Source organism: Mycobacterium sp. NGS59 (assembly GCF_059812345.1).
Map to the genome: position 1 here is coordinate 472,973 of NZ_JCALCN010000002.1, position 26,073 is coordinate 499,045.

At 65.3% G+C, this 26,073-nt stretch carries 24 protein-coding genes and 1 tRNA gene; 12 read left to right on the forward strand and 13 right to left on the reverse strand.

Annotated features, from left to right (window positions below):
* The 3 genes from AC5Y46_RS04795 to AC5Y46_RS04805 all read left to right on the forward strand — a co-directional run bounded on the left by AC5Y46_RS04795 (position 1) and on the right by AC5Y46_RS04805 (position 1,275).
* Positions 1-180: an antitoxin gene (locus AC5Y46_RS04795; protein ID WP_499945477.1), complete on the forward strand. Its 180-nt coding sequence runs from the start codon at positions 1-3 to the stop codon at positions 178-180.
* Between the two features lie 6 nt (positions 181-186).
* Positions 187-663: a type II toxin-antitoxin system Rv0910 family toxin gene (locus AC5Y46_RS04800; protein WP_499990224.1), complete on the forward strand. Its 477-nt coding sequence runs from the start codon at positions 187-189 to the stop codon at positions 661-663.
* Between the two features lie 183 nt (positions 664-846).
* Positions 847-1,275 (forward strand): hypothetical protein, encoded by a 429-nt coding sequence (locus AC5Y46_RS04805; RefSeq protein WP_499990225.1) that lies wholly within the window; start codon positions 847-849, stop codon positions 1,273-1,275.
* Positions 1,276-1,278: 3 nt separating this feature from the next.
* Here AC5Y46_RS04805 and AC5Y46_RS04810 read toward each other — a convergent pair whose 3' ends face one another.
* From AC5Y46_RS04810 to AC5Y46_RS04830, 5 genes are all read right to left on the reverse strand, one after another.
* Complete coding sequence (locus AC5Y46_RS04810) at positions 1,279-1,749, reverse strand: VOC family protein (RefSeq protein ID WP_499990226.1); 471 nt, start codon at positions 1,747-1,749, stop codon at positions 1,279-1,281.
* Complete coding sequence (locus tag AC5Y46_RS04815; RefSeq protein WP_499990228.1) at positions 1,746-3,269, reverse strand: carotenoid oxygenase family protein; 1,524 nt, start codon at positions 3,267-3,269, stop codon at positions 1,746-1,748. The genes AC5Y46_RS04810 and AC5Y46_RS04815 overlap by 4 nt, the downstream gene beginning before the upstream one ends.
* A gap of 2 nt (positions 3,270-3,271) precedes the next feature.
* A complete protein-coding gene (locus AC5Y46_RS04820; RefSeq protein ID WP_499990229.1) occupies positions 3,272-4,492 on the reverse strand; it encodes an acetyl-CoA acetyltransferase in 1,221 nt (406 codons plus the stop codon).
* A 224-nt stretch (positions 4,493-4,716) separates the two neighbouring features.
* Positions 4,717-5,160 carry an STAS domain-containing protein gene (locus tag AC5Y46_RS04825; RefSeq protein WP_499990230.1) on the reverse strand — a complete coding sequence of 148 codons (444 nt, stop codon included), beginning with the start codon at positions 5,158-5,160 and terminating at the stop codon, positions 4,717-4,719.
* Positions 5,161-5,462: 302 nt separating this feature from the next.
* The gene (locus AC5Y46_RS04830; protein ID WP_499945466.1) at positions 5,463-6,674 is read right to left on the reverse strand and encodes a PucR family transcriptional regulator; all 1,212 of its coding nucleotides are present in this window, start codon (positions 6,672-6,674) and stop codon (positions 5,463-5,465) included.
* A gap of 84 nt (positions 6,675-6,758) precedes the next feature.
* On the opposite strand from AC5Y46_RS04830, the gene AC5Y46_RS04835 reads away from it, so the two are divergent.
* The 4 genes from AC5Y46_RS04835 to AC5Y46_RS04850 all read left to right on the forward strand — a co-directional run bounded on the left by AC5Y46_RS04835 (position 6,759) and on the right by AC5Y46_RS04850 (position 11,990).
* Complete coding sequence (locus tag AC5Y46_RS04835) at positions 6,759-7,874, forward strand: ferredoxin reductase (protein WP_499945465.1); 1,116 nt, start codon at positions 6,759-6,761, stop codon at positions 7,872-7,874.
* A gap of 13 nt (positions 7,875-7,887) precedes the next feature.
* Complete coding sequence (locus AC5Y46_RS04840) at positions 7,888-9,027, forward strand: fatty acid desaturase family protein (protein ID WP_499945463.1); 1,140 nt, start codon at positions 7,888-7,890, stop codon at positions 9,025-9,027.
* Positions 9,028-9,159: 132 nt separating this feature from the next.
* On the forward strand, positions 9,160-9,915 hold the full coding sequence (locus tag AC5Y46_RS04845) for a DUF1275 family protein (protein ID WP_499945461.1): 756 nt from the start codon (positions 9,160-9,162) through the stop codon (positions 9,913-9,915).
* 749 nt (positions 9,916-10,664) lie between these two features.
* Positions 10,665-11,990, forward strand: coding sequence for a DEAD/DEAH box helicase (locus tag AC5Y46_RS04850; RefSeq protein ID WP_499945459.1), 1,326 nt, complete (start codon positions 10,665-10,667; stop codon positions 11,988-11,990).
* An 83-nt stretch (positions 11,991-12,073) separates the two neighbouring features.
* Here the strand turns inward: AC5Y46_RS04850 and AC5Y46_RS04855 are convergent, their stop codons facing one another.
* Positions 12,074-12,907: a PE-PPE domain-containing protein gene (locus AC5Y46_RS04855; protein ID WP_499945457.1), complete on the reverse strand. Its 834-nt coding sequence runs from the start codon at positions 12,905-12,907 to the stop codon at positions 12,074-12,076.
* Positions 12,908-13,170: 263 nt separating this feature from the next.
* Here AC5Y46_RS04855 and AC5Y46_RS04860 point away from each other — a divergent pair, with 263 nt between their 5' ends.
* On the forward strand, positions 13,171-13,578 hold the full coding sequence (locus AC5Y46_RS04860; RefSeq protein ID WP_499945455.1) for a hypothetical protein: 408 nt from the start codon (positions 13,171-13,173) through the stop codon (positions 13,576-13,578).
* Positions 13,579-13,892: 314 nt separating this feature from the next.
* Here the strand turns inward: AC5Y46_RS04860 and AC5Y46_RS04865 are convergent.
* A tRNA-Arg gene (locus AC5Y46_RS04865) sits at positions 13,893-13,965 on the reverse strand.
* Positions 13,966-14,024: 59 nt separating this feature from the next.
* The gene (locus AC5Y46_RS04870; protein WP_499990233.1) at positions 14,025-14,621 is read right to left on the reverse strand and encodes a TetR/AcrR family transcriptional regulator; all 597 of its coding nucleotides are present in this window, start codon (positions 14,619-14,621) and stop codon (positions 14,025-14,027) included.
* A 69-nt stretch (positions 14,622-14,690) separates the two neighbouring features.
* Between AC5Y46_RS04870 and AC5Y46_RS04875 the strand changes: the two genes are divergently transcribed.
* A complete protein-coding gene (locus AC5Y46_RS04875) occupies positions 14,691-16,208 on the forward strand; it encodes a carotenoid oxygenase family protein (RefSeq protein ID WP_499945451.1) in 1,518 nt (505 codons plus the stop codon).
* Here the strand turns inward: AC5Y46_RS04875 and AC5Y46_RS04880 are convergent, their stop codons facing one another.
* From AC5Y46_RS04880 to AC5Y46_RS04895, 4 genes are read right to left on the reverse strand one after another with little or no spacing between them, the layout of a single operon-like run.
* On the reverse strand, positions 16,209-17,033 hold the full coding sequence (locus tag AC5Y46_RS04880; protein ID WP_499945449.1) for an LLM class F420-dependent oxidoreductase: 825 nt from the start codon (positions 17,031-17,033) through the stop codon (positions 16,209-16,211). It abuts the gene before it with no gap.
* 7 nt (positions 17,034-17,040) lie between these two features.
* Positions 17,041-18,111 carry a poly-gamma-glutamate hydrolase family protein gene (locus AC5Y46_RS04885; RefSeq protein WP_499945448.1) on the reverse strand — a complete coding sequence of 357 codons (1,071 nt, stop codon included), beginning with the start codon at positions 18,109-18,111 and terminating at the stop codon, positions 17,041-17,043.
* Positions 18,112-19,368 (reverse strand): Nramp family divalent metal transporter, encoded by a 1,257-nt coding sequence (locus tag AC5Y46_RS04890; RefSeq protein ID WP_499945565.1) that lies wholly within the window; start codon positions 19,366-19,368, stop codon positions 18,112-18,114.
* A gap of 54 nt (positions 19,369-19,422) precedes the next feature.
* Positions 19,423-20,214, reverse strand: a complete 792-nt coding sequence (locus AC5Y46_RS04895; RefSeq protein ID WP_499945447.1) for an SDR family oxidoreductase — start codon at positions 20,212-20,214, stop codon at positions 19,423-19,425.
* 334 nt (positions 20,215-20,548) lie between these two features.
* Here AC5Y46_RS04895 and pstS point away from each other — a divergent pair, with 334 nt between their 5' ends.
* From pstS to pstA, 3 genes are read left to right on the forward strand one after another with little or no spacing between them, the layout of a single operon-like run.
* Positions 20,549-21,667: a phosphate ABC transporter substrate-binding protein PstS gene (pstS, locus tag AC5Y46_RS04900; protein WP_499945446.1), complete on the forward strand. Its 1,119-nt coding sequence runs from the start codon at positions 20,549-20,551 to the stop codon at positions 21,665-21,667.
* 12 nt (positions 21,668-21,679) lie between these two features.
* Positions 21,680-22,654, forward strand: coding sequence for a phosphate ABC transporter permease subunit PstC (gene pstC, locus AC5Y46_RS04905; protein ID WP_499945445.1), 975 nt, complete (start codon positions 21,680-21,682; stop codon positions 22,652-22,654).
* Positions 22,651-23,562: a phosphate ABC transporter permease PstA gene (gene pstA / locus AC5Y46_RS04910; RefSeq protein WP_499945444.1), complete on the forward strand. Its 912-nt coding sequence runs from the start codon at positions 22,651-22,653 to the stop codon at positions 23,560-23,562. Before pstC ends, pstA begins: the two co-directional genes overlap by 4 nt.
* 1 nt (position 23,563) lies before the next feature.
* Here pstA and AC5Y46_RS04915 read toward each other — a convergent pair whose 3' ends face one another.
* Entirely contained in the window at positions 23,564-25,819 is a 2,256-nt protein-coding gene (locus tag AC5Y46_RS04915; RefSeq protein WP_499945563.1) for a serine/threonine-protein kinase PknD, read from the reverse strand.
* Positions 25,820-26,073 lie beyond the last annotated feature (254 nt).

Here is a 26,073-nt window from a genome sequence, read left to right on the forward strand (position 1 = left end):
ATGGGATTTCTGGACAAGGCCAAGGGCCTGTTGTCGCAGAACGCCGACAAGGTCGAGACGGTGATCAACAAGGCCGGCGAGTTCGTCGACGAAAAGACGCAGCATAAGTACACCGACACCATCCACAAGGTGCAGGAGGGTGCCAAGAAGGTGGCCGGCCCCGGCGACCAGCAGGGGTAGCGGCGGATGGCGAAACTCTCCGGAGCCATCGACGTTCCGCTCCCGCCGGAAGAGGCGTGGAAGCATGCGTCGGACCTGACCCGATACAAGGACTGGCTGACCATCCACAAGGTGTGGCGCAGCAAGCTACCGGAAGTCATCGAGAAGGGCACCGTCCTCGAGTCCTATGTCGAGGTCAAGGGCATGACCAACCGGATCAGGTGGACGATCGTGCGCTACAAGCCGCCGGAAGGCATGACACTCAACGGCGACGGCGTCGGCGGTGTCAAGGTCAAGCTGATCGCCAAGGTCGCCCCCAACGGAGAGGGTTCCTCCGTCGTCAGTTTCGACGTGCATCTCGGTGGTCCCGCGCTGTTCGGGCCGATCGGCATGGTGGTGGCCGCGGCGCTGCGCAGCGACATCCGCGAGTCGCTGCAGAACTTCGTCACGGTGTTCACCCGTCCCGATCCGGGCATGAACGGGGGCCGGGTCGTCCACACCTGAGCGAGGCGGTCCGGCCGAGTTGACGGACGGTTGGCCGCCGCGACCGATCACACCGGGGCCGCGTTCAACCTGTCGTCGCTGCGGAGCTGACGCCTGTTGCCACGCTGGCGTGACGCTCGGCGCCAAACGCAACGCTGGCGTGACGCTCGGTCGAGGCAGCGGCCTTCGGTTAACCTCGCAAACATGAGTCGCCGCCCCCGCCCCGGCTGGATGGTGGCGCTGTGCGCCATGGGGCTCGCCACCAGTACCTGGTTGCCCTGGCTGACGACGCAGGTCGACGGCGGCGGCTGGGCGAACGCGATCGGGGGCACCCACGGCAGCCTGGAACTGCCACGTGGATTCGGTGCGGGCCAACTGATCTTGTTGCTGTCCTCGGCACTGCTGGTGGCCGGCGCGATGGTCGGGCGCGGATTGTCCGCCCGCTCGGCTTCGATTGCGACGCTGGTCATTTCACTGCTCGTGGTGGGACTCGTGGTGTTGTACTACCGGCGCAACATCAGCGTGCAGGTATCGGCCGAGTACGGCTTTTACGTCGGTGCGGTCGCCGCGGCCGGCGCGGTGGCCTGCGCGGTGTGGGCGGTGGTGGTGGCGGCGCTGGACGCTCGGCGCTAGCGGTCAGCCCGGAAACCGATGCGTGCCGGATGCTGAGCTGTCGACGGGCTCGTTGACCCCGTACACGAACGGGGCGAAGACGACTTCGCGACCGTCCGGGTCGCGGTAAGTGACGGCACCGGTGGCCTCCCAGTACGGATGCTGCTCGACGCGCGGAACGGCTGCCTCTTCCAGCCGGGTGATGGCGTGCTGCTGGGCTTGCCTGTCCGGAAAGTACAGGCACAGCTGGTCGTGCGGGTCCACTGCCGGCGCGGTCACGGACTCCACGATCTCCATCGTCAATGGTGAGCCGGGCAGCCCGAATATCGCGCCGTTGCTGCCGTAGCTCTCGCTGAACGTCTCGAATAGCGGCAACCCGACCAGTTCGCGGTAGAACCGTACCGTCTCGGCGTAGTTCGACGAGCGACGGGCGAAACGGATGGCGCCGATCGAGGCCAGCTGCGCCGGCCAGTGCGCGTCCCGGCCCTCGTTCACAGCCCGACCGCCGTCGCCGCTGAATCCACTTCGCCCCAACGGCGCAACTCGGCACCCGGCACCCACGTGGAATGGGTACCGCTGGAAATGCGTTCGGGCAGCGCAAGTTTGCACAGCGGTCCGTCACCGACCCGGGCCGCAGCGAACACCAGACAGTACGACGCATCGGCATTCATGTCCGTGGTCAGCGTGACCAGGTAGCCGTCGTCCTCAGCAGTGCCGCCGGCTCGGGGTGCCATCGCGGTCTCGCTGCCGTACACGCCGTCACCGAATGAGAAGCGCTCCTCGTTGCCGGTGCGCAGATCGTGTTTGACCAAGCCGTCGAACAGGAACCAGCCCGGCTTGCCACTTGCGGCGTACACATAGCGGTAGTCGCTGGTCAGGTAGTCGGTGTTGATCATCCCGAATTCGGTGACCGAGTCCGACAGCGGGCGTTCCGTCACCTTCCCGGTCACCAGGTTCAGCCGCCACCGGTGCAGGCGGGCGTCCATTCGATCCAGTGCCAGGAAGCGAAACAGTTTCTCCCACTTGCCGGTTGGTCCGGCCCCGCTCTCCAGCGGTTGGGGTGCGCCTTCGAAGAATCCGTCGAGCACGATCTCGTCGCCGTCCTCGTAGGCATTGGTGAAGTGCAGCACGTACGTCGGGTCGGCTTCGAACCACCGGATCTCCTGCGTGCCGCCCCGCCGCGGGATCACCGCGAACCGCGACGGTATGTCCGCGTGATAGCGCGGCAGGTGCACCCGGTGCTCGAGCAGCCGAGGATCCCAGAACAACGGGAAATCGTTGAGTATGGCGTAGTTTTCGGTGAACGCCATGTCGTGCGGGAGGCGTGGCCCGGGCAGTGGGATGTCGACATAGTGGACGAGGTCGTTGTTCGCGTCGACGACCCCGTAGCGCATGTACGGGTCCTGCTTGCTGTAGTTGAAGAACAATAATTCGCCGGTCTTGTTGTCCACCTTGGGATGTGCCGACACTCCCCAGTCGGACGGGAACTTTCCGTTCCAGGTTTCCTTGCCCAACGTGTTCGCCGACCGCGGATCCACCCGATACAGGTCACCGCACTGGTAGAAGCTGGTCAGGGCGACACCGCGGTGCACGACGACATCGGTGCTCGACGCATCCTTCATCAGTTCGCGCGCACCCCAACCACGTTCACGTTTGGCGATCTGTACCGGCTCGGCCAATCCGGGCCAAAGCGGTTCGCCCGCTTCGTTTTCCGCCAGGAAGCCATCGGTCTGGATGAACCGGTTTCGGTAAAATGCCTCGCCGTCGCGGAAGCCGACGATGTGCAGCATCCCGTCACCGTCGAACGGGTGATACGTCTTGAACGCCGGGTGCAACGGGTTCTCGGTGTTGCGCAGGTAGATGCCGTCCAGGTCACCGGGAAGCTCGCCGTCCACGACGGTCAGATCGTCGGCGTCCCACTCGGTGGTCTGCGGTCGCCACGGACCGGTGCGGTAGGGGTGGTCGTCATCCTCGGGCAGCGTCGACAGATACTTCCCGACAATCTGCACATCCATGGTCAAACGCCTTCACCGACAATGAAACTCACGGTGGTGGCGGTACTGCCGCCGAAGTTGAGGGTGCCGAAAGTCCGGGCACCCTCGACCTGGTAGTCGCCGGCCGTGCCGCTGACCTGCTTGGCCGCGTCCACGAGCATCCGAACTCCGGACGCCCCCACCGGGTGCCCGCCGCCGATCAGCCCGCCGCTGGGGTTGATCGGCAACCGACCGCCTATCTCGATCTCACCGTTCTCGATCGCTTTCCACGATTCGCCCGGCCCGGTCAGCCCGATGTGGTCGATGGCCAGGTACTCACTGGGGGTGAAGCAGTCGTGCACCTCGAAGCCGTCCACCTCGTCGAGCGTCCGCTGCGCGCGGCGCAACGCATCGAGCACCGCCGACCGCACGTGAGGTAGCACATAGGGGTCGTCGGCGGCGCGGTCCAGTTTCTGCCGCAATCCCAGCCCGACCGTTCGATGTCCCCACCCGTCGATCCGCCCGATCGGTCGCGCCGACGGGTGCTGCCGCAGATAGGAGTCGTTGACCAGCACCAGTCCGGCGCCGCCGTCGGTCATCTGGCTGCAGTCGAACCTGCGCAACCGGCCCTCGGTGACCGGATTGGTTGCCTCGTCGTCGGTGATCGGGTCCGGGACCGTCCAGTCACGGGTCTGGGCGTTGGGATTGCGGCGTGCGTTGGCGAAATTGAGTGCCGCGATGGCGCGCAGATGGGTGTCGTCCAGCCCGTAGCGTCGGTCGTATTCGTCGGCGACCTGGGCGAACATCGACGGCCACAGATAGCGTGCGTCGGCCCCCTCGTGTCCCGTCCAAGCCGCCGCGCCGAGATACTGGGCGGCGGTGTCGCCAGGCACGGTCTTTTCCAACTCCAGACCGACGACCAGCGCGGCGTCGTAGGCCCCGGACCGCAGATCGGCGATCGCAGCCAGGGCGGCGATACTGCCCGACGCGCATGCCGCCTCGTGCCGGGAGGCGGGGGTATCCCACAGCTCGCCGCAGACGGTTGCAGGCATCGCGCCGAGGTGGCCCTGCTGGGCGAACATCTCGCCGAAGGCGTTTCCGACGTGCACCACCGCGATCTGGGCGGCGGGAATTCGGGCCGCGGCGAGCGTGCCGTCGACGACCTCGGTGGTCAGTGCCGCAAAGTCACGGTTCTCGCGGGTCAGGTTCCGGGCAAAGTCGCTTTGGTAGCCGCCCAGGATCCACACGCCGCAGACACCGTCCATACGCGGCACGGTACTCCCAGGCCGGTACGCCCATCCGGGTTATTCACCGACCCGAAAATAAAGCGGTCCCGTCGGCTCTCGGGCTGAACCGACGGGACCTGGGTGGGCATATAGGCCGGCCGATATGCCCACCTCCGGTTCAACATTGCCATCCAAAGCGATTGACAAACATGTTGTGAGAGATATCCGGCGAATCAGGGGTTTAGCCCTTGATGGACGAGAAGTCAGGACGCGGTTCGGGTCAACTGCATGCCGGGTGTTATCGCGGCGAGCGCTTCGCCCTCGGAGTTCGCTGTCGCCAACCCGTCGTTGGGATCGCCGACGCGCAGCACTCTCTGGACTGCCCGGCTTGCCACGATGACACAGCTGGTCTTGGCGGCCCGGCACTCGTTGACGAGCGCCTGCAGCGCGAAAATTCCTTTGGCGCAGATGAAGTCGACTTCGCTGAGCTCGATGATCAGTCCAGGAGCGACGGAGACGAACCGGTGGGCGTAGTGGTAGAAGCGGTCGATGTTGGTGGCGTCGATCTCACCTGTGACTTGCACCACGGTCACGCCGTGGCGGCAGTAGGCACGCATTCTGGTGCCGTTGCAGACGACGGTGCAGGCACCGGGGGAGTATGAGGTGAAGCCGGGAGAGGTGGGCTGTGGGTAGCGTGAAGCGGTCATCGGCGAATCTCGATTCGATGGTTGCCGTAACAGGTTTCGAGACGCCGCGATGAGCAAGCAGTAACCGGTCGTCAAAATCCCTACTGGAAAGGGAACGTAGCCGGATGCACTGTGCGGCGTGTCCACAGGCTGTGGCTTCAACTTGTCCCATGAGCCTAGCTCAGTTTTCGGCCCTGCGCACAGTCCGGGCACGGTCGCCGCTTACGCCGCCGCGACCCTTCCGCTGTAACTTATTGTGCAGCAATCCAATACGCCGATGATTGCTTGGCGGCAGTCGGATGACCGACGCCGACGCAGGTGTTTCAGGCGGGCGAAGAGCCGGCAGATAGGCCGAGGGCGATCGTCAGTTCCAACACCGTCCGCGGATCGTTGAGCCGGTCGCCGTACAACTCGCGTAGCTGAGTCATCCGGTAGCGCACGGTTTGTGCGTGGACGAACAGATCGGCGGCCACCGCGTCGCGCCGCCCCTGATGTAGCAGCCATGAGCGCAGCGTCTCGGTGAGCCGGTCGGCGGTATTGGCTGGTAGGTGCGAAAGCGGACCCAGGGCCCGGGCACGCAGGTCGTCGGCGGCTTCCCGATCGGCGCCCAGCACGAGCTCGACCAGATGGTCGTCGGTGTCCAGGGCAGCGCCGGTGTCGGTGCGCACCAGTTCGCGAGCACGCAGCGCCCGCTGATAGGACGACCGGGCCTCGAGCCACGGTCTGGCCGGCCCCACGATCGCCCGGCGTGCGGAGAGCCCCGACAGCAGTCGACCCCGCAAGCCTCCCGCCATGTCCGGCACCAGTAGCACCGCAAGTGCCTCACTGGGATCCACCCCGGGCAGATCCTCCGACAGCTGCAGCGTCGACTGGCCGAACTGCGCCGCCAACCCACGGGCCTGCGTCGAGGGCAGCAGCACCGCCGTCAGCGTGTCGGGAGTCAGCCAGCCCGCGGCGTCGGCGTCGGCGAGCAACGTGGCCGACGGTTGGCCGGCCAGCAGATTCTGGGTCAGCCGTTCCAGGTAGCGCTGACGGGCGCGCCCGGACGTGGCCAGTTCGTCGGCGTGACCGGACACGCTGGATGCGGAGAGTTCGTCGATGTAGGCGAAGACCAACTCGGCGAACCTGGCGATCGTCGCCGCGGGCAGCCCCGCCGCCACCGCGGTCGTGGACAGCTCGCGCCAAGCCACTCGCGCCCCAACCCGGAAAGCCGACAGCAGCGCGTCCATCGAGCGACCCTGCCTCGCCTCCCCTCGGCCCAGCTCGTACGCACCGTCCAGCGCCGGCGACAGGGGCGGTCCGGGATCTGAATCCTCGGCGCGGGTGACCAGTCGCAGGAACGCACCCAGCGACGTCTGCACCGCATCCTCGATGTTCTGGCCCATTCGCCCGCTGAACGCATCTGCGTAGCTGGGTACCTCGATAGTGATCGCAGTCACGGTTCGCTCGGCCATGGCGGGCAGGATCGCCTCCAGCGCCCTGACCACGGGTTCATCGAGACGCAAACCCGTCAGCCGAAGCGACGAGTCCGGCATACTTATCCTTTCCGAACAAAAACAATGCAATTCTTCACACGCTTCAGTCAAGACTTTACATTCAAGAACAACGACGATGGAATCATGACGACAACCGCACCCCGGTTCGCCCTTCGGTCCGAAATCGTCGGCGGCCTGCGCGCCCGAGTGCTGGAGTTTGCCGAGCGGATCGCCATACCGCTCGCCACGCCGCTGGTACCGGCCGACTATCTCGACGTCATCGACCCGCTGCGCTCCGGCGCGACCTTGCGCGGTCGCATCGTCGCGATCCATCCCGAAACCCGCGACGCCGCCACCCTGGTGATCAAACCCGGACGCGGCTGGCGGCCCCACCTTCCCGGCCAATACGTCCGGGTCGGCGTGGACGTCGACGGCGTCCGGCAATGGCGGGCGTACTCCCTGACCTCCAAGACGCACCGGCGCGACGGCTGCTTCTCGATCACCGTGAAAGCCATCCCGGGCGGAGTGGTCAGCAATCACCTCGTCCGGCGCGCCACCGTTGGCACCGTCATCCAGCTCGACCAGGCGGCCGGTGACTTCACCCTCGGTGAGCAGCCGCCGGCCAAGATCCTGTTCCTGACCGCCGGCAGCGGCATCACCCCGGTGATGGGGATGCTGCGCAACCTGGCCGGTGCCCCGGACATCGTGGTGGTGCATTCCGCACCGACGCGCGACGACGCCATCTTCGGCTGGGACCTGCGCATGCTGGCCCGTCAGGGACGAATCCGCCTGATAGAGAAGCACACCGACGTCGACGGCATGCTGGACGTATCGGCCTTGGAAGAGCTGGTCCCCGACTTCGCCGACCGCCAGACCTGGACCTGCGGTCCGGCCGGGTTACTCGACGCGCTCGAACAACGTTGGGCCGCTGACGGTATCGCCGAGCGGTTGCACATCGAACGATTCCGGCCCGCCGTCATCACGACCGGCGAAGGCGGCACCGTGACATTCGCCAGATCGGGCAGTGTCGTGGACGCCGACGGATCCCAGACGCTGCTGGATGCCGGTGAAAGCGCCGGGGTGCTGATGCCGTCGGGATGCCGCATGGGCATCTGCTTCGGCTGCGTCGTACCGCTCAAGCAAGGTGCCGTGCGCGATCTGCGCAACGGCGACATCACCATGGCCACCGACGGTGGCGACGACGTGCAGATCCAGACGTGCGTCTCGGCCGCTGCCGGCGCCTGCGAACTCGAAGTCTGAGAAGGAGTCAAACGTGACCGACCCGACCGCTCACCTGTCCGACCAGGACGTCGAAAACCTGGGGCGCGAACTCGACGCCATCCGCGCACATGTGCTGGCGGGCCGCGGCGAGCGTGACGCCGCCTACATCCGCCGGGTTATCGACGGTCAGCGCAAGCTCGAACTCGCCAGTCGCGCGGTGCTGCTGTTCTCGCTGTTCCCGCCGGCGTGGCTGCTCGGCACGGCGGGCCTGTCGATCTCCAAGATCGTGGAGAACATGGAGATCGGGCACAACGTGATGCACGGCCAGTGGGACTGGATGCGCGACCCCAAGATTCACTCCACGACCTGGGAGTGGGACAACGCCTCACCGGCGGCGATGTGGAAGCACTCGCATAACGAGGTGCACCACACTTACACGAATGTGCTTGGCAAGGACCATGATCTGGGCTACGGCATCATGCGGGTCGATGAGAACCAGCGCTGGAAGCCGTTCTACCTGGCCCAGCCGTTGTGGAACTTCGTCAACGCCTGCCTCTTCCAATACGGCATCGCTGCCTACGATCTGGAGATCGGCAAACGTCTGCAGGGCCGCGGCGACAAGAACGAGTTCAGCCGGCAGGGCAAGAAGGTGCTCGCCAAGGTGCGCAAGCAGCTGACGCGTGACTACGTGCTGCACCCGCTGTTGTCCGGACCGTCGGCCCTCACCACGTTGACCGCGAACCTGACGGCCAACCTGGTCCGCAACTGGTGGACCCACTCGGTCATCATGTGTGGGCATTTCCCCGACGGTGTGCAGACCTACGAGAAGACCTCCATCGAGGGGGAGACCCGCGGTCAGTGGTACCTGCGCCAGATGCTCGGCTCGGCGAACATCAGCGGCAACGCGTTTTTACACTTCATGACCGGCAACCTGTCTTTCCAGATCGAGCATCACCTGTACCCGGACCTGCCCAGCAACCGTTACCAGGAGATCGCACCGAAGGTGCAGGAACTCTTCGAGCGCTACGGACTCACCTACACCACCGGGAGCCTGCCGCGTCAGGTCGCCTCGGCGTGGAAGAAAGTGTTCCGGCTGTCGTTACCGAACGACTTCCCGCGCAAAGCCGCCCAGGCCGTCGCACCCGCGGCGATCAGAGAGGCGATTCTGGCCGCGCCCCGCGCGGCCGCGTGACCGTGTGACGACTGTCTCATTCGAGCCGAGGGCGGCGAAATCATTTGAGGTATCTATGATTTCGCGCCGCCACCAGTGCTTTTGCCCTGTGGCAGGGTTTCGCCGAACAGCGTGAGAGGGTACGTAGGGGTAATGCCTGAGAACACGCAGCCCCGCAAGCCGGGGACGCCTCCGCGTGCGTTGGTTCTCGGCTACACCGGCGTTCTCGCGCTGATCGCGGGATTCGTCAACGCGGTGGCGTTGCTGATCCTGGCTTTTCCGGTCGGCAATCTGACAGCCGTCACCACCCAGTTGGGCATGACCACGGCCAACCCGTGGCTTTACCAAGGGCACCTGCTCATCGCGATCTTGGTCGGTTTCCTGGGGGGAGCGACCGTCGCCGGGGCGCTGCTTGCGCCCACGAACGCGATGACCGGTCGACGACACGCCTTGATTTTGGCGCTCGAGGCGGTGCTGCTGCTGCTTGCCGCATTCGGGGTCGAAGGACAGTCCGCCAAGGACCTCATCTCCGAACTCGGCGTCGCACCGGCCGCGATTCAGGCGATGCTGGCGGCTGCCGCTTTGGGTCTGCAGAACGGTCTGACCTCCAGCCTTCGCGAGATGGCGGTACGCACCACTCACTTCACCGGTACCGTGACCGACCTGGGGCTGATCCTGGGACGGAGTCGCCAGGACGGGATCGACAAGTACAAGGCGGCGATCCTGTCGGTCACGCTGTTGCTGTTTCTCGGCGGCGGTGTCGCGGGGCTTCTGGTCGGTGCCAGCATCAATGGCTACGCGCTTATTGTGCCGGCGGTGGCCTGCATGGCCGTAGCGGTCGCCAACTTGCTGTACAGCCGGTCGTATCGCAACCAGCGGCGGAGCGAGCCTGAGTCTGTCAGGGTCTGAGCCGGTCTGCCGCTCGAGCGTCAGGCCAGTGTGGCTGTGGCTTTGCGCGCCGAGCGTCACGCCAGCGTGGCTTTGGGCGTCGAGCGTCACGCCAGCGTGGCTGTGGGCGTCGAGCGTCACGCCAGCGTGGCTGTGGGCGTCGAGCGTCACGCCAGCGTGGCTGTGGGCGTCGAGCGTCACGCCAGCGTGGTTGTGGCTTTAGGCGCCGAGCGTCAGGCCAACGTGGCTTTTGGCTTTGGACGTCGAGCGTCACGCCAGTGCGGCTTTGGGCGTCGAGCGTCACGCCAGCGTGGCTTTGGGCGTCGAGCGTCACGCCAGCGTGGCTTTGGGCGCCCAGCGTCACGCCAGTGTGGCTTTGGGCGTCGAGCGCCGAGCGCCGAGCCAGCGTGGCTGTGGGCGTCGAGCGTCACGCCAGCGTGGCTGTGGGCGTCGAGCGTCACGCCAGCGTGGTTTTGGGCGTCGAGCGTCACGCCAGCGTGGCTTTGGGCGTCGGGCGCCGAGCGTCACGCCAGCGTGGCTGTGGGCGCCGAGCGTCACGCCAGCGTGACGTGCTATGGTTGTCGACAAGCGTCACGCGCGCCAATCGCCTACGCGCAGTTGACCGTTCTTTCGCAGGCAAGATCGGATCATTCCGATCCTCCAGTCCTCGAAGCTTTGAACGTAATGTCGGTGCACCGCAACGACTCTCATGCGGCGATCGATTTTGCCACCGGCAATCTCGCCACACACGACTTTGAAAGTTCCTCTCCATGAATACAACTGCATCCTTTGCCGATCTGCGCGTGGGTCAATCCACGATCCGGGAGCTGGCCGCCCGCGGTATCACGTCCCCGTTCCCGATCCAGGTCGCAACCCTCCCTGACACGCTGGCCGGCCGCGACGCACTCGGACGCGGAAAGACCGGCAGCGGAAAGACACTGGCGTTCTGCATCCCGCTCGTCGAACGGCTGGCCGGACAACGGTCGTCGGGCGGTCCGAAAGGCTTGATACTGGCCCCCACTCGCGAACTGGCTTCCCAGATCGCCGCTGTCTTACAACCTTTGGCCGCTGCACACCGGCTGAAGGTCACCACGATCTTCGGTGGCGTGCCGCAGAACCGGCAGGTCGCCGCGCTCAAGACCGGCATCGACATCGTCGTTGCGTGCCCGGGCCGCCTGGAAGATCTGATGAAGCAGCGGCTGATCAGCCTCGACGGGGTCCGGATCACGGTGCTCGATGAGGCCGACCACATGGCCGATCTCGGATTCCTGCCGTCCGTGACCCGCATCCTGGCCGCGACCCCGACGGATGGGCAACGGATGTTGTTCTCCGCAACCCTGGACAACGGTGTCGACAAACTGGTGCGACGCTTCCTGCGAAACCCGGTGACGCACTGCGTCGATACCGCCGACTCGCCGGTGCCGGCCATGACCCACCACGTGTTCCACGTCGACGGGGTCGACGCCAAGAAGGAACTGGTGCACCGGCTGGCCTCGGGCAGCGGCCGCCGAGTGCTGTTCATGCGCACCAAGCACCACGCGCGCAGACTGGCCAAGCAGCTCACGCAAGCGGGTGTTCCGTCAGTTGACCTGCACGGCAACCTTTCTCAGCCGGCGCGTGATCGCAACCTGGCTGCCTTCAGCACCGGCGAGGCACGGGTATTGGTGGCCACCGACATTGCGGCGCGGGGCGTTCACGTCGACGGGGTCGAACTGGTCGTGCATGTGGACCCACCCGCTGACCACAAGGCGTATCTGCACCGCTCCGGTCGTACGGCGCGGGCCGGTAACGCCGGGGACGTCGTGACCGTGGTGCTTCCCGAACAGCGCAGAGACCATCAACTGATGATGCGCAAGGCGGGCATCGACGTGCGTCCCCAACAAGTCAGCGTCGACTCCGCGCCGGTGCAAGCGTTGGTCGGTGCCATCGCTCCGTTGCGTGCTCCCGTGGCCGCGGCGCCGGATGAACCCGTCCGAAGCCGTAGTACGCAGCAGCGCAACTCTGGGCGAGGACACCGCGTCCAAGGTGCCAGTGGTCGGCAGAGCGCACGACGGCGTCGTGCGGTTCGTCCGCAACAAGCCGGCAGCGCACGCTAGCGGCACTTTCGGAGGCGGCCCCGCCACCCCCTGGGCTACGGTCGCAAGCATCGTGCGCTGATTACGCAGGGTGTGGTCGCAGCTCAGTTGGGCGGGGCCGGTGCTTCCATCGGACGATGGTAGGCGGCTTCGACCACTGGCCGAGTTGCTATGTCCTGCAACCGCTTCTGGTCATCCGGCGTGAGGAGTTTCAGGGTGATCATCGGCAGGTAGTACGTGGCAGGCGCACCCAGGATGTAGGTGGCGTTTCCCTCCACATACGTCTTGTTGCCTGGATCGGACAGGCTCAGACTGCTGTAATCGCCGTGCGGTCCTTTGTACTGTCCTCTGCCCGCGACGAAGAACGAGGCGATCCTGTTCCACAACGCGGTGAAGTTCGAAAGGTCGTTCGGGCAATCGGACCAGAAATCGTATTGGCGGGCAACAACTTTGACGGTGTAGCGGGTGTCGGCTGGAAATCCCTTGCCACCGTAGGCGGCCCGGCAACCGCTATTGGGCACGCTGGCACAGCCGTTGTACTTGCTTTCCAGATCGCCGGTGAGCACGAAGGTCACCGTCGTGGGATCGATGTCGCTGCCCGGGCCGTACCGTCGCAACCAATCGTCTTCCACTTGTGCGCCTTCGCTGTGACCCAGGACGATCTTGCGTCCCGGGTAGGCATGCAGAAAACGGTCGAGGGCGTCGGATCCTCGGTGGACGTTGATCTCAGCGGGAAAGTTGTTATACGGGACTTTGACTGTGACATTCGGGGCTGCGAACAATTCACCGCGTAACCAATTCGATGGCAGCGCCGAGAATGCGGGGTCGAGTGTCAGTACCACGGCCCCGGTCGGCGCCACCTCCTCGGCGTGTGCCTGAGCGGGCGCGAATCCGACGACATTGCCGGCGATCGCCAACGTCAATGCAACTGAAGTCACCGAACGTCCCAGCACCGCCACCCCTGGCGCTCCTCCCCGCCGAATTGCCCGCACCGGCACCTTTTCCGCCATGACTCGAACTGGCAGCTCAAAAAGGCAATCGAAGTTATATCACCGGCGACAGCTGATACTTCGCTCTGTATTACAAAGTGACATCACAATGTGGCCGACGGTATACACGCTGCAATTTACTTTTCACAACGGCCGGATTGTCACTCCGACAATCGAGGATTGTTCGGTGATTCTTGGTAGCGTCCGCTCTCATGGATGACGACTACTTGGGTTTCAGCGCGCTCGTATTCTTCACAACGTTGATTTTCGTCTGGCTGCTCTCTGCGATAGTGGCCGGATTCATTGCGATGGCTCGGGCCCGCAGCTTCTGGGCGTTCGCCACCATCACGTTCTTCTTTCTCGGTCCGCTGGGACCCGGTTTTGCCCTCGTTGCTCCTGACGGCGAGGTCGAAGAACTGCTGCTTGAAAGCAGGGAGCACGGCAGCTCTCAGCCGGCTAAACGAAAAATCGCGGACGGGCGCCGCCGATTTAGCTGTCCACGCTGCGGTGCGGACAACGACATCCCCGAAACTGATCAGAGCTACGACTGTTGGAGGTGCTCGGAACACAGAAAGGTCCAAGCTCGGGTCGACAGGCCTGCCCAAACGACGGCAGACTAGCTGCCGTTCCCTGACGCGCCCTTATTTCCGGTCAAAACAATTGCCGGCGGACATTCTCGAAACATTAGTTCGTTGCGGCCGAGAAAAGCGATCGTAAATGACGTAAGAGACCAACGTGCCTCCAGCAGTGGTCAACGACGGCACCACGGCCTATACGCCGACATACACCGAGCCCAGCTCGCTTACTTGGTGGCCGCCGTCGCCACCGTCGTCTACCTCAGGGAGACCCGCTGGAAACGGCGGCAGAACAGACGCAACCGCAACGTCTGAGCGGCGACCACTCGAGTCAACGATGTCCCCAGGCAGGCCAGGAGTGCCCCCGGCAGGATTCGAACCTGCGACACCGGCTTTAGGAGAGCCGTGCTCTATCCCCTGAGCTACGAGGGCGGCGACCGAAAATGCGGAGTAAGACCGGGGTCAGCCTACCGCGAGAGACCGTAACCGGATCAGTCGACGGTGATCGCCCGGGTCACGGCGTCGGCGACCTGCTCGTCGGTGAGAGTGCTGCGTTCGATCAACGTGTGCGAAAGCACTGTGCGGACAATGATTTCGGCCGCCTGAAGGGGCGGCAACAGCGGGCGCGGATACTCATTGGCGGCGATCACCGGTGCGACGATGGCGGCGACCGTCTGCACGACGTTCATCCGGGTCTCGCCGATCTGCAGCACCGCCTGTAGCAGCCAGTGCGGCTCGTGGTCGCGCACGTAGGTGAAGGCGGCGTGGTTGCGCAGGTACTGCAATGCCGAAAGGACGGTCGAGCCGACCGTAGTCATCGGATCGGCGTGTGCGTCGACGCGGGACATGACGTCGAGGACCATCTGCTGAATCTCGTGCTGCGCGACCGCCGAGATCAAGCCGTCTTTGTCGCCGAACTCCCGGTAGGCCGTCGCCCGCGACACACCGGCGCGCCTGGCTACCTGGCTCAGGGTCAAGGCATCGACTCCGCTCTCGGTGATCAACTGCAGCGTCGCCTGCAGCAGCGCTTCAGTGGATCGGGTCGCGGGCATCACCGGTATTTGTACCGCAGCGTCGCGTCGCGGCATGTTGACTGAGCTTCGGACTGAGACTACCTTCACGATTAGTCTCAGTTGTTTACGGCTGAAGGAGCGCACGTGGCGGCAAGTTCGACTCAGTCAGCTTCCCTACCCGACCTGACGAACTTGCCGGGCCTGCGCCGCTATCTGACGTCGCTGCCGCACGAGGAACGTGCTCGAGCCACCGACCGGCTCGCGGCGCTGTCGGGCGCGGATCTGCTCAGCCTCGGCGTCAGCGAACCGCAGTACGGCGAATACGACTACCAGGTAGCACAAATCGACGGCAGCATTCCGTCGGAGCTGTCTGGGACGCTGTACCGCAACGGTCCGGGCCGTTGGGAGGACCACACCGGCCGTCCGTTGCACCACCTGTTCGACGGAGACGGCATGCTGTCCGCCTTCACTATCCGCGACGGCAACGTCCACTACCGAAACCGGTATGTGCGCACCCGGCATTACCGGGGCAAAAGCGGTACGACACACCTCGGCACGGCGGCGCCGGGCGGCTGGCGGAAAAACATCGCCAAGACACCGCCGAACTTGGCCAACACCAACATCGTCGAGCATGCCGGCCACCTGTATGCGCTGTGGGAGGGCGGCGCCCCCTACGCAATCGATCCGGACACACTGGACACGTTCGGGTTATGCCGATTCGGCGGCGAGTTGCGCCCGGGGGCCACGTTCTCCGCGCATCCCAGCACATGTCCGAGCACCGGCGAGATGTTCAACTTCGGTGTCGAATTCCTTCCGCGACCACACCTGCGCATCTACCGCGCCGATCGCCGAGGCACGCTGCGCCGTATCCGCTCCGCCCGGTTGCCGTACCTGGCGATGGTGCACGACTTTTCGATTACCCAGCGCTATCTGGTGTTCCTGGTGTCGCCGATAGTCGCCGATCTGGTACAGGTCGCGTTGGGCCGCAAGCCAATCGGTGATGCGCTGGAGTACCGCCCGGACAAGGGCAGCGTCTTCATCCTGGTGCCGCGTGACGGCGGAAAGATCCGTCAGGTCGACTCCCCGGCCGTCCTGCAATTCCATCTCAGCAACGCGCACGACGACGGTGACGACGTCGTCGTCGACGCGATCACCTATCAGAACTCGCAGTTACTCAAGAGCATTGCGCGATTCCAAACCACTCCGCTGAACGCGTCGCCGTCGGAATTCACCCGTTTCCGACTCACCAGCGCCGGTCGGGTCATCCGAGAGTCGTTGAGCGACAGCGCATGCGAATTTCCCCGGCACCACCCCGACCGCGAGGGACGCCACCACCGCTACGTCTATCTCAACACCCGACGCCAGCTCTCGTCGCTGTACGACTCGGTCACCAAACTCGACCTTGCCGACAACACCGAGACCACCTACACCGCGGCGGGGGCCGGCAACAGCTTCTGTGAACCGGTATTCGTTCCGCGCCCAGACGCGAAAGACGAGGACGACGGCTGGTTGCTTAGCGTCGAATACCAAGCCGGACAACACCTGTCCCGGTTGGTCGTCTTCGACGCCGAAGACCCGGCGCGCGGACCCGTTGCCACCGCCCAACTCACCCACCACATCCCGCAGGGCTTCCACGGCCACTTCGCACCCCGGGCACGCTGACTACCGCAACTCCGCGATGACCTTCGCGAAGTTCTCGATGTGGTTGTCCTGCACGGTAATCGAGGTCACCCCGTACTTGTCGCGATACTCCCGCAGGGTGTCGGCGATCTCGCGCGGTGACCCGCTGAGCACCGAGTGCAGCGCCAGCAGCTCGTCGTCGGAGAGGCCGGGCGTGTATCGGCGGGTCATCGCCAAATCCGGCAGGGTCTCACCGGCGTGCGGCATCGCGGTAATCGCCAGGTTGAGTTCCAGCGCGTCGAACCGGTCGCCGGCCGCGGCGCGGACGAACTCCACCCGTTCGGCCAGCGGATCGTCGGCCTCCCGCACCCTGGCCCCGGTCAGCCCGACGATGTGGGCGTGCCGGGCTGCGAGGGTCAGCACCCGGTCCCCGTTGCCGGCAATCAAAATCGGCATCTGCGGGTGCTGCTCGCTCAGATACTTCGTCATGTGCTCGAGGTAGTCGACCCGCGCGCCGGCGCTGGGGTAGGGCAACTCGGCGGCCTCGAATTCCTCTCGGACGTAACCTGTTCCGAGTCCCACCTCGACACGGCGGTCGCTGATCAGGTCGAGGCCGCCGAGGTCTCGGCTGAGCAGGGCGGGCTTGTAGAACGCGGCATTGAGCACATACATGCTCACCCGCAACGTCGTGGTCACCATGGCGACCGCCGTCAGCGTCGGAAACGGTGCGGCGGCACCGAGATGGTCGGGTACGCAGAGGATGTCGAATCCCGAATCTTCGGCTCGCTTCGCGGTGTCCACCAGCGCGTCGCGAGACTTGAAGAAGCGCAAGCTCAGTCCGAACCGAAAATCCTTGGCCACCAACAACCTCCATCTAGTCCGAAGAAAACCGCCAGGATCGTGCCGCGTCCGCCAGCCCTGCCACCAGGGCGGTGGTAACCGGCGACAACCCGTCCGGCCCGGGCAACCCACTGCGGGGGCTCAGGCCTCGTACCCGCACGCAGAGCTCCAATTGTGTTCCGCCGTCACGCACCCGGTTGACCGGGTTGTCGGGATGCAGGCCGCGCAGCTCGGACGGGATGGCGTCGAGATCGGTGACCACCTCGTATCCGGGTAGTCGGACGTGGCGCGCCACATGCTCGGCCAGCGCGCGGTTGCGCCCTCCGGCCAGCAACTGGGTGCCGCGCCCGATCCGGCCGTAACCATGCAGTGAAACGGCCACGTCGACGTGATCGAGAAACTCGGCCAGGCAGGCGGACTCGGCCGGATCGAACCGCGCCGACGGCAGATGGTGCGGATATCGGTCGGGATGAGCCAGCACATACACCGACGCGCCGGCGGCTTCGGCAGCCCGCTCGGCGATCACGTCGGTCGTCCGTTCCAGACCGCCGCCGTGGATGGCGAGAAACCCGAAGCGTGAGCGCAACCGGTTCGTCTCGACCATGCCGGGCTCATCGAGCAGCGCTGAAAGCGATTGCGGCCCCGCACCATTCGAGATGAAGGGCTGCGGCCAATGCAAAGGGTCCCAGCGGTGCAGGAAATCGATCCACCGTTGCGGCAGCCCGTGGTGCAGCGCGCCGTCGATGATGCGCGGCAGGTATCCCGGCCGCGGTGGTCCCGTCGTCACCCGCGGGTCGATGTACACCCACGCTGCCGACGATCCGTCGTCCGTCTGCACCGTCAGACGGTCGCGCCGGTAGCGCACCGGCACGCCCTCGGCGCTGTCCAGGCGCGCCAGGTCGTAGTCGGAAAGCCACCAGAGCACGCCGTGAACCTCGTTCCCCGCCAACGGCTCGACCGTGGCCACTCCGCGCTCGTTGATCAGCCACTCATGGTCGCTGAGTACCGCGGGCCGCGCATCGCCTGCGTCGGGGCAGCGTGCCGCCATCTGCCGTACGCACAAGTTGGATCCGTAGGCGAAGTAGGGGTGCCGGCGGGCCGGCATTCAGCCGGTCACCGTCAGATAGATCAGCACCACATTGAGCAGACTAATCATCACCGCGACCACCCAGCCCACGACGGTGGTGACCCGGTGGTTGGCGTCGTTGCCCATCAACTCGCGGTTGCCGGTGAGCCGGACCAGCGGCAGCACCGCGAATGGGATGCCGAACGACAACACCACCTGGGACAACACCAAGGTGCGAGTCGGGTCGACGTTGAAGGCCAGCAGCGCGATCGCGGGAGCCACGGTGACCAGGCGGCGCACCACCATCGGGACCGACCAGTTCAGCAGGCCCTGCATGATCATCGCCCCGGCGTAGGCGCCCACCGACGACGACGCCAGCCCGGAGGCCAACAGTCCGATTGCGAACAGCACGGCGATCAACGGTCCCAAGGTGTCGCGAACCGCGACGTAGGCGGCATCGATCGACCCGACATCCCCGTGGCCGCGCATGTTGAACGCAGCGACCAGCAACATCGCGGCGTTGACGCCGCCGGCGATCACCATCGCCACGCCCACGTCCCAGCGGGTGATGCGCAGCAGGCGCCGGCGGGGCAGTCCGGGTTCGGGATGCCCGTGCCGGTCACGGGCCAGCCCGGAGTGCAGGTATACCGCGTGCGGCATCACGGTGGCACCCAATATGGCCGCTGCCAGCAACACGCTTTCGGTGCCGTGGAAACGGGGGACCAGACCCGACAACACCTCGGCGGCCGGCGGCGTCGAGACGAAGAAACTGGCGGTGAAACCGAGCGCAATCACCAGCAACAGTCCGGTGATGACCACCTCGAACAGGCGCTGACCGCGACGATCCTTGATCATCAGCAACAGCAGGGAGACTGCCCCGGTGATAATGCCCCCGATCGGCAGCGGCAGATCGAACAGGATGCGTAACGCGATGGCCCCACCGATCACTTCGGCCACGTCGGTCGACATCGCCACGATCTCGGCTTGAGCCCAGTACGCCAGCCGGGCCGGCCGGCCCATCCGCTGGCCGATCGCCTCGGGCAGCGAACGTCCGGTGACCAGCCCGAGTTTCGCCGACAGGTACTGCACCAGTCCCGCCATGACATTCGCCGCGACGATCACCCAAAGCAACAGGTAGCCGAACTGGGTGCCCGAACTGACGTTGGCGGCGACGTTTCCGGGGTCGACGTAGGCGATCGCCGCGACGAACGCCGGCCCCAGCAGATACCAGTTCGCTTTGCCGGACGTGGTGGTTTCCTGCGTCAACTCACCACCCTTTGATCCCGCGCGCCGAATAAAAAAGTGAGGTTAGCCGAAATCTGCGGGGCGCGACCACCGGCCCGCAGGGTCTTACAGGTCCGGGACCGGGATCTCCAGGTTGGGGAACGTCAGGCCGCCGTCGACCTCCAGGGTCTTGCCGGTGAGGAAACCGCCGGCCGGCGAGGACAGGTAGACCGCGGCGGCGGCGATGTCCAGCGGGTCGCCGAGACGGCGCAACGGTGTGGCCTGTTCCATCGGCGCGCGCAGTTCGTCGTTGTCGGCCACCACGTCGAGTGCCGAGGTCAGGATCGAGCCCGGGGCTATCGCATTGACCCGGATCCGTGGGCACAGGTCCAGCGCCGTCAACCGGGTGTAATGCGACAGGGCGGCCTTGGCGGTGCCGTAGGCGGCGAAACCCCGTCCCGCCAGTCGGCCGATGGCCGAGGTGATGTTGATGATGCTGCCGCCGCCGGAGTGCTCCAGCATCAGCGGCACCGCGGCGACGGTCAGCGCGTGCGCAGTGGCGACGTTGAACGTGAAGGCGTCTCTGAGGTCCTTGGTCGACGTCGTCAGCAGCGTGTTGGGCATGCTGCCGCCGACGTTGTTGACGACGATGTCGAGCTTGCCGAAGGTGTCGACGGCCTGCGCGGCCAGTTGCGCGGTGTCGTCCGGACGAGCCAGATCTGCGGCCACCACGTGGGCTCGTCGACCGACGGCCGCGACCTGCCCGGCAACCTCGTCCAACTGGGACTGTGTCCGCGACGCGATCACGACGTCGGCACCGGCTTCGGCGAATGCCACCGCGATGGCTGCGCCGAGACCGCGGCCGGCTCCGGTGATGACGGCGACCTTGTCGTCCAGGCGGAACCTGTCCAGGATCACTGCGGCCTCGTTTCACGGGTCGAGCCGAGACGGGAACGCCAGCGGCCGGGGGATTTCTGTAACAGGTTCTAGTTTGTCACACGTCCAGTACCGCCGTGTTCCAGACCTTGACGCGGCGGCATGATCGTCATTAGCTTGCGCGTCAATCCCGTTGCGCGCGTTGATGAAGATAGCGTCGTGCGAACCGCGGCGTTGTCGCCGAGTGATCATCGACCCTTTAAAGCCACGTTACAGGTTGTTAATGTAGCTGCAAGGCTGCAATGAAAGGGGTTGTCACGTGCCGCGACGGGTGGGCGGCATCTAGTATGTTTCATCACTACCGTTAGGAACTGGATTGAAACTCAACCGATTTGGTGCCGCGCTGAGCGTCCTGGCTTCAGGTGCGCTCGTTTTGTCGGCGTGTGGTAGCGACAACAACAACGCGGGCGGGGGACAGGGTTCGTCAGGAAGTCCGTCGTCGGGCAGCGTGAACTGCGGCGGGAAAAAGACGTTAAAAGCCAGCGGTTCCAGCGCGCAGAACAACGCGATGACCCGCTTTATCAAGGCATTCGAATCGGCCTGTCCCGGACAGACCTTGAACTACACGCCCAACGGCTCCGGTGCCGGTATCAGCGAATTCAACGGAAACCAAACCGATTTCGGTGGTTCGGACTCGCCGCTGACCAGCGAGGAAGCCGCGACTGCGCAGCAGCGCTGCGGGTCGCCCGCCTGGAACCTGCCGGTGGTGTTCGGTCCTATCGCGGTCACGTACAACATCGCTGGGGTCAGTTCGCTGAACCTCGACGGGACCACCCTGGCCAAGATCTTCAGCGGGGCCATCAAGACCTGGAACGACCCCGCGATCGTCGCGCTCAATTCGGGCACCAACCTGCCCGGCACCGACATTCACGTCGTCTTCCGAAACGACGAGTCGGGCACCACCGACAACTTCCAGCGCTACCTTGACGCCGCGTCCAACGGGGCATGGGGCAAGGGCGCCGGCAAGGTGTTCAAGGGCGGTGTCGGCGAGGGCGCCAAGGGCAACGACGGCACCGCCGCGGCCATCAAGACAACCGAAGGCTCGATCACCTACAACGAGTGGTCGTTCGCTCAGGGGCAGAAGTTGAACATCGCCAAGATCATCACCTCGGCCGGTCCGGAGCCGGTCGCCATCGGCACCGACTCGGTGGGCAAGACGATTGCCGGAGCCACCATCGCCGGTCAGGGCAACGACTTGAAGCTGGACACGATTTCGTTCTATCGGCCCACTCAGCCCGGGTCCTACCCGATCGTGCTGGCCACCTACGAGATCGTCTGCTCGAAGTATCCCGACTCCCAAACCGGCACGGCGGTCAAAGCTTTCCTGCAGTCGACCATCGGTGGGGGCCAGAACGGGTTGGGGGACAACGGATATGTCCCGATCCCGGACTCGTTCAAATCGAGGTTGTCGACCGCGGTCAACGCGATCTCCTGATCTGAGGTTGACGTGGCCAAACCCCCGCTGGCAAGACAAGCGCTAGCGGAGGTGGACGTACGCGCGTCGCGGCGGGCCGACCGCCTGTTCAAGTCGGCCGCCGCGGCCGCGGGGTCCACCATCGTGGTGGCGATCGTGCTGATCGCAGTGTTCTTGTTGATCAAGGCGATTCCGTCGTTGCGGGCCAACACCGTCAACTTCTTGACCAGCGCCCAGTTCGATACCGCCTCCGACGACAAGCTTGCGTTCGGCATCCGCGACCTGCTCATGGTCACCGTGCTGAGTTCGCTCACCGCGCTGACGCTCGCGGTGCCGATCGCCGTCGGGATCGCGGTATTCGTCACCCAGTACGCGCCCAAACGGTTGTCCCGTCCGTTCAGCGCGATGGTGGACCTGCTGGCCGCGGTGCCGTCGATCATCTTCGGGCTGTGGGGGATCTTCGTGCTCGCGCCGCAGCTGGAGCCACTCGCGAGATTCCTCAACCGTCACATGGACTGGCTATTCGTGTTCAAACAGGGCAATGTGTCCCTGGCTGGCGGCGGGACCATCTTCACCGCCAGCATCGTGCTCGCGGTGATGATTCTTCCGATCGTGACGTCGGTGTCGCGCGAGGTCTTCCGGCAGACTCCGCCGATGCAGATCGAAGCGGCGCAGGCGCTCGGTGCGACGAAGTGGGAGGTGGTGCGGATGACCGTGCTGCCCTTCGGTCGCAGCGGGGTGGTGGCGGCGTCGATGCTGGGATTGGGTCGTGCGCTCGGGGAAACCGTGGCGGTGCTGATCATCCTGCGTTCGGCCGCCCGCCCCGGAAATTGGTCGCTGTTCGACGGCGGCTACACGTTCGCCTCCAAGATTGCTTCGGCGGCAGCCGAATTCAGCCGACCGCTACCGACGGGCGCCTACATCTCAGCGGGCTTTGCGTTGTTCGTCCTGACATTTCTGGTCAATGCGGCTGCCCGCGCGATCGCCGGTGGAAAGGTCAACGGATGACCCGAGCCACTGTCGACGCGCTCGAACAGCCGGTGAAGACGGTCGTCTTTCGCCCGTTGAGCACCGCGCGCCGCGTCAAGAACGACATCGCGACCGTCTTCTTCTACACCTCGTTCGTGATCGCGCTGGTGCCGTTGGTGTGGCTGCTCGGCGTGGTTGTCCTGCGCGGCTACCACGCCGTCATCCACACGGACTGGTGGACGCACTCGCTGCGCGGCGTGCTGCCGGAGGAGTCCGCCGGCGGGGTGTACCACGCTTTGTTCGGGACTTTGGTGCAGGCCGGTGTGGCGGCCGTCATTGCGGTGCCGCTTGGTTTGATGACCGCGGTCTATCTGGTCGAGTACGGCACCGGTCGCCTGGCCCGAGTGACCACGTTCATGGTGGATGTGCTCGCCGGGGTGCCCTCCATCGTGGCTTCGCTATTCATCTTCAGCCTGTGGATCGCGACCTTGGGTTTCCAGCAGAGCGCGTTCGCCGTGTCGCTGGCCCTGGTCTTGCTGATGTTGCCGGTCGTGGTGCGCTCCACCGAGGAGATGCTGCGACTGGTGCCCGACGAACTACGCGAAGCCAGCTACGCCCTGGGCGTCCCGAAATGGAAGACGATCGTGCGGATCGTGGCCCCCATCGCGGCACCGGGCATCGTCTCGGGTGTGCTGCTGGCGGTCGCGCGGGTGGCCGGAGAGACCGCGCCGGTGCTGGTGCTGGTCGGATACAGCCGCTCGATCAACACCGACATCTTCTCCGGCAACATGGCCTCGCTGCCGCTGCTGATCTACACCGAGCTCACCAACCCCCAGCACGCCGGCTTCCTGCGGGTCTGGGGCGCCGCGCTGACGCTGATCATCATCGTGGCCGTGATCAACCTGTTGGCCGGCGGTATGAGTTTCCTGGCCACCCGGAAACGCTGACCTAGGTGTTGGTCGGGGCGAGCCGCAACACTCTGCCGTTGCCGCGGTCGGCCACGTAAACGTTGCCCTTCTTGTCCACCGCGACCGATAGCGGGGTGTTCAGACCCTCGAACGGCAGTATCACTGACGTGGTGGCACCGGCGGGCAACTTGGAAACCGTGTTGTTGTCGTGGTCGGTGACGTAGATGTTGCCTGCACCGTCAATGGTGATGCCCCACGGCGCGCTGATGCCGGTGAACGGCAACGCGGTCTGATTGGTGGTGCCGGCATCGAGCTTGAGCACCCGGCTGTTGTCGGTGTCGGTGACATAGATGTTGCCGTCACCGTCGACGGCCACCCCGTCGGGATGCTTCAAGCCCTCGAACGGCACCTCGGTCTGCTCCTTGGAACCGGCCGGCATTTTCAACACCCGGCTGTTGCCGCGGTCGGCGACGTACACGTTGCCCTGGGCGTCCACCGCGACACCTTCGGGATAGCTCAGCCCGACGAAAGGCACCTCGACCTGGTTGTTCGAGCCGGCCGACAACGCCACCACCCGATTGTTGAAGTCACTGACGTAGATCTTTCCCGAGCCGTCTACCGCGATACCTTGCGGTTCGTAGAGGCCGCTGAACGGCTTGACCGTCGGTGACGACGAGCCGTCCGGCAACGTCACCACCTTGCCGTACATGGTTTGGTTCGTGACGTAGAGCGTCCCGCTCGGGTCCATGGCCACCCCGCCCGGCGCGAAACGGAAGGTGAGCCCGGAGAACGGCATCACCGCTTGGCCGTTGGCTTGCTCCTCGCCGCCGTCTTTTCCGCCGAACACCATGAACGCGGTGACCGCGGCCACCGCCAACAAGACCGCGGCGACGACCGCGCCGATCACCAGCGGCTTGCGCGACTTGCGCTCCGACGGCGGGGTGGTGGTCGCATAGGGTCCCGACGGCTGGTCGTACGACGGCCCGGTGGCGACCCCGGGCTGGCTGGCCCATCCCGCGCCGGCGACCGGGGCCGCCTGCGTCCATTGACCCGAATTCCCAGCAGGCGCGGAACGCCAGCCGCCGGCGTTCGACGGCAGCGGCTGAGCCATGGTCTGGTCCCCGGAGTGTTGCGGGGGCACGGGCGTTCGCATGGTCTGGTCCCCGGACTGGTACGGGGGCACGGGCGTGCGCATGGTCTGGTCCCCGGACTGGTACGGGGGCACGGGCGTCCGCGTGGTCTGGTCCCCGGACTGGTACTGGGGCACCGGTGCGTACTGGGTCTCGGCGCCGCTGTTGTATGAGGGACCCGCGGGTTGCACGTAGGCACCAGACGAATGCTGGCCCGAGCCGCCGTAGCTGTTCCAGCCGCCATTCAAGCTGGGGTCGACGACGGGTGCGATCAGCGTCTCGTTGTCACCTTGGCGCAGGATGGTGGCCTCTTGACGCTGTTCGGGCGTGGTGAGGGCGTCGTGGGCGGCGCTGGCCAGGTCGCCGGCGGTCATGTAGCGGTCATTGGGGTTCTTGGCCATGCCCTTGGCGATCACCTGGTCGAGGGCCTCTGGCACCTGTCCCGGGCGCAGCACGCTGGGCCGGGGTACCGGTTCCATCAGATGCGAGGCGATCAATCGTTCGACGCTGTCCGCCCGGTAGGGCGGCGCACCGGTCAGACACTCGCCCAGCACGCAGGCCAGCGCGTAGATGTCGGCCCGGTAGGTGACCTCGTCACCGGTGAACCGTTCCGGCGCCATGTAGTTGTAGGTTCCGACCGCCATCCCAGCCTGGGTGACGTTCGGGTCGTGGGCGGCGCGGGCGATGCCGAAGTCGACCAGATAGGCGAAATCGTTGTTGGCGATCAGGATGTTTTCCGGTTTGACGTCGCGGTGGGTGATCCCGGTGGTGTGGGCGGCGTCCAGGGCAGCGGCGATCTGCCGCACGATCGCCACCGTTCGCGCGGGGGTCAGCGGACCGAACTGGGTCAGCATCGAGCGCAACGAGACGCCGTCGATCAGGCGCATCTCCACGTAGAACTGGCCGTCGATCTCGCCGTAGTCGTGAATCGGCACGATGTGCGGCTCGGTCAACCGTCCCGCGGTGTCGGCTTCGCGTTGCATCCGCGTGCGGAACACCGGGTTGTCGGAATACTGCGAGGAGATCAGCTTCAGCGCGACCACCCGGTGCTTGCGGGTGTCCTCGGCCTCGTAGACCTCACCCATCCCGCCGCGACCGATCAGGCGCACCAATTTATAGGGACCAAATTGCGACCCCACTCGCGATTCCGACCCGGTGTTGGTCACCGTCGACGCTCCCTTCGCCCGGCCACCACTGCCGTCGGCCGCAACGGGCAGCAGCGGCACTCCGACGCCGCCCGTGCAGCCACGCCGAACCTGATGGTTAACCCACGGTAAATGCTCGATGAGCGGGCACACAACCAAATCCGGCGACTCGGCACGAATTTTCAATCACGAGTCAGTAACGGGGACCAGCGGGCCGGCACTGGCCGGATGACCCAGCGAAGTCGTCCAGCGGACAAAATTGTTAGAGCCGTGGG

What these genes read in the sequence shown, in the direction of transcription:
- AC5Y46_RS04825 (WP_499990230.1), bottom strand. Translation starts at nt 5,160, where the DNA reads ATGACCGCTTCACGCTACCCACAGCCCACCTCTCCCGGCTTCACCTCA.
- AC5Y46_RS04870 (WP_499990233.1), bottom strand. Translation starts at nt 14,621, where the DNA reads ATGCCGCGACGCGACGCTGCGGTACAAATACCGGTGATGCCCGCGACC.
- AC5Y46_RS04845 (WP_499945461.1), top strand. Translation starts at nt 9,160, where the DNA reads ATGCCTGAGAACACGCAGCCCCGCAAGCCGGGGACGCCTCCGCGTGCG.
- AC5Y46_RS04850 (WP_499945459.1), top strand. Translation starts at nt 10,665, where the DNA reads ATGAATACAACTGCATCCTTTGCCGATCTGCGCGTGGGTCAATCCACG.
- AC5Y46_RS04820 (WP_499990229.1), bottom strand. Translation starts at nt 4,492, where the DNA reads ATGGACGGTGTCTGCGGCGTGTGGATCCTGGGCGGCTACCAAAGCGAC.
- pstA (WP_499945444.1), top strand. Translation starts at nt 22,651, where the DNA reads ATGACCCGAGCCACTGTCGACGCGCTCGAACAGCCGGTGAAGACGGTC.
- AC5Y46_RS04795 (WP_499945477.1), top strand. Translation starts at nt 1, where the DNA reads ATGGGATTTCTGGACAAGGCCAAGGGCCTGTTGTCGCAGAACGCCGAC.
- AC5Y46_RS04805 (WP_499990225.1), top strand. Translation starts at nt 847, where the DNA reads ATGAGTCGCCGCCCCCGCCCCGGCTGGATGGTGGCGCTGTGCGCCATG.
- AC5Y46_RS04860 (WP_499945455.1), top strand. Translation starts at nt 13,171, where the DNA reads ATGGATGACGACTACTTGGGTTTCAGCGCGCTCGTATTCTTCACAACG.
- AC5Y46_RS04835 (WP_499945465.1), top strand. Translation starts at nt 6,759, where the DNA reads ATGACGACAACCGCACCCCGGTTCGCCCTTCGGTCCGAAATCGTCGGC.
- AC5Y46_RS04815 (WP_499990228.1), bottom strand. Translation starts at nt 3,269, where the DNA reads ATGGATGTGCAGATTGTCGGGAAGTATCTGTCGACGCTGCCCGAGGAT.
- AC5Y46_RS04800 (WP_499990224.1), top strand. Translation starts at nt 187, where the DNA reads ATGGCGAAACTCTCCGGAGCCATCGACGTTCCGCTCCCGCCGGAAGAG.
- AC5Y46_RS04885 (WP_499945448.1), bottom strand. Translation starts at nt 18,111, where the DNA reads ATGCCGGCCCGCCGGCACCCCTACTTCGCCTACGGATCCAACTTGTGC.
- AC5Y46_RS04830 (WP_499945466.1), bottom strand. Translation starts at nt 6,674, where the DNA reads ATGCCGGACTCGTCGCTTCGGCTGACGGGTTTGCGTCTCGATGAACCC.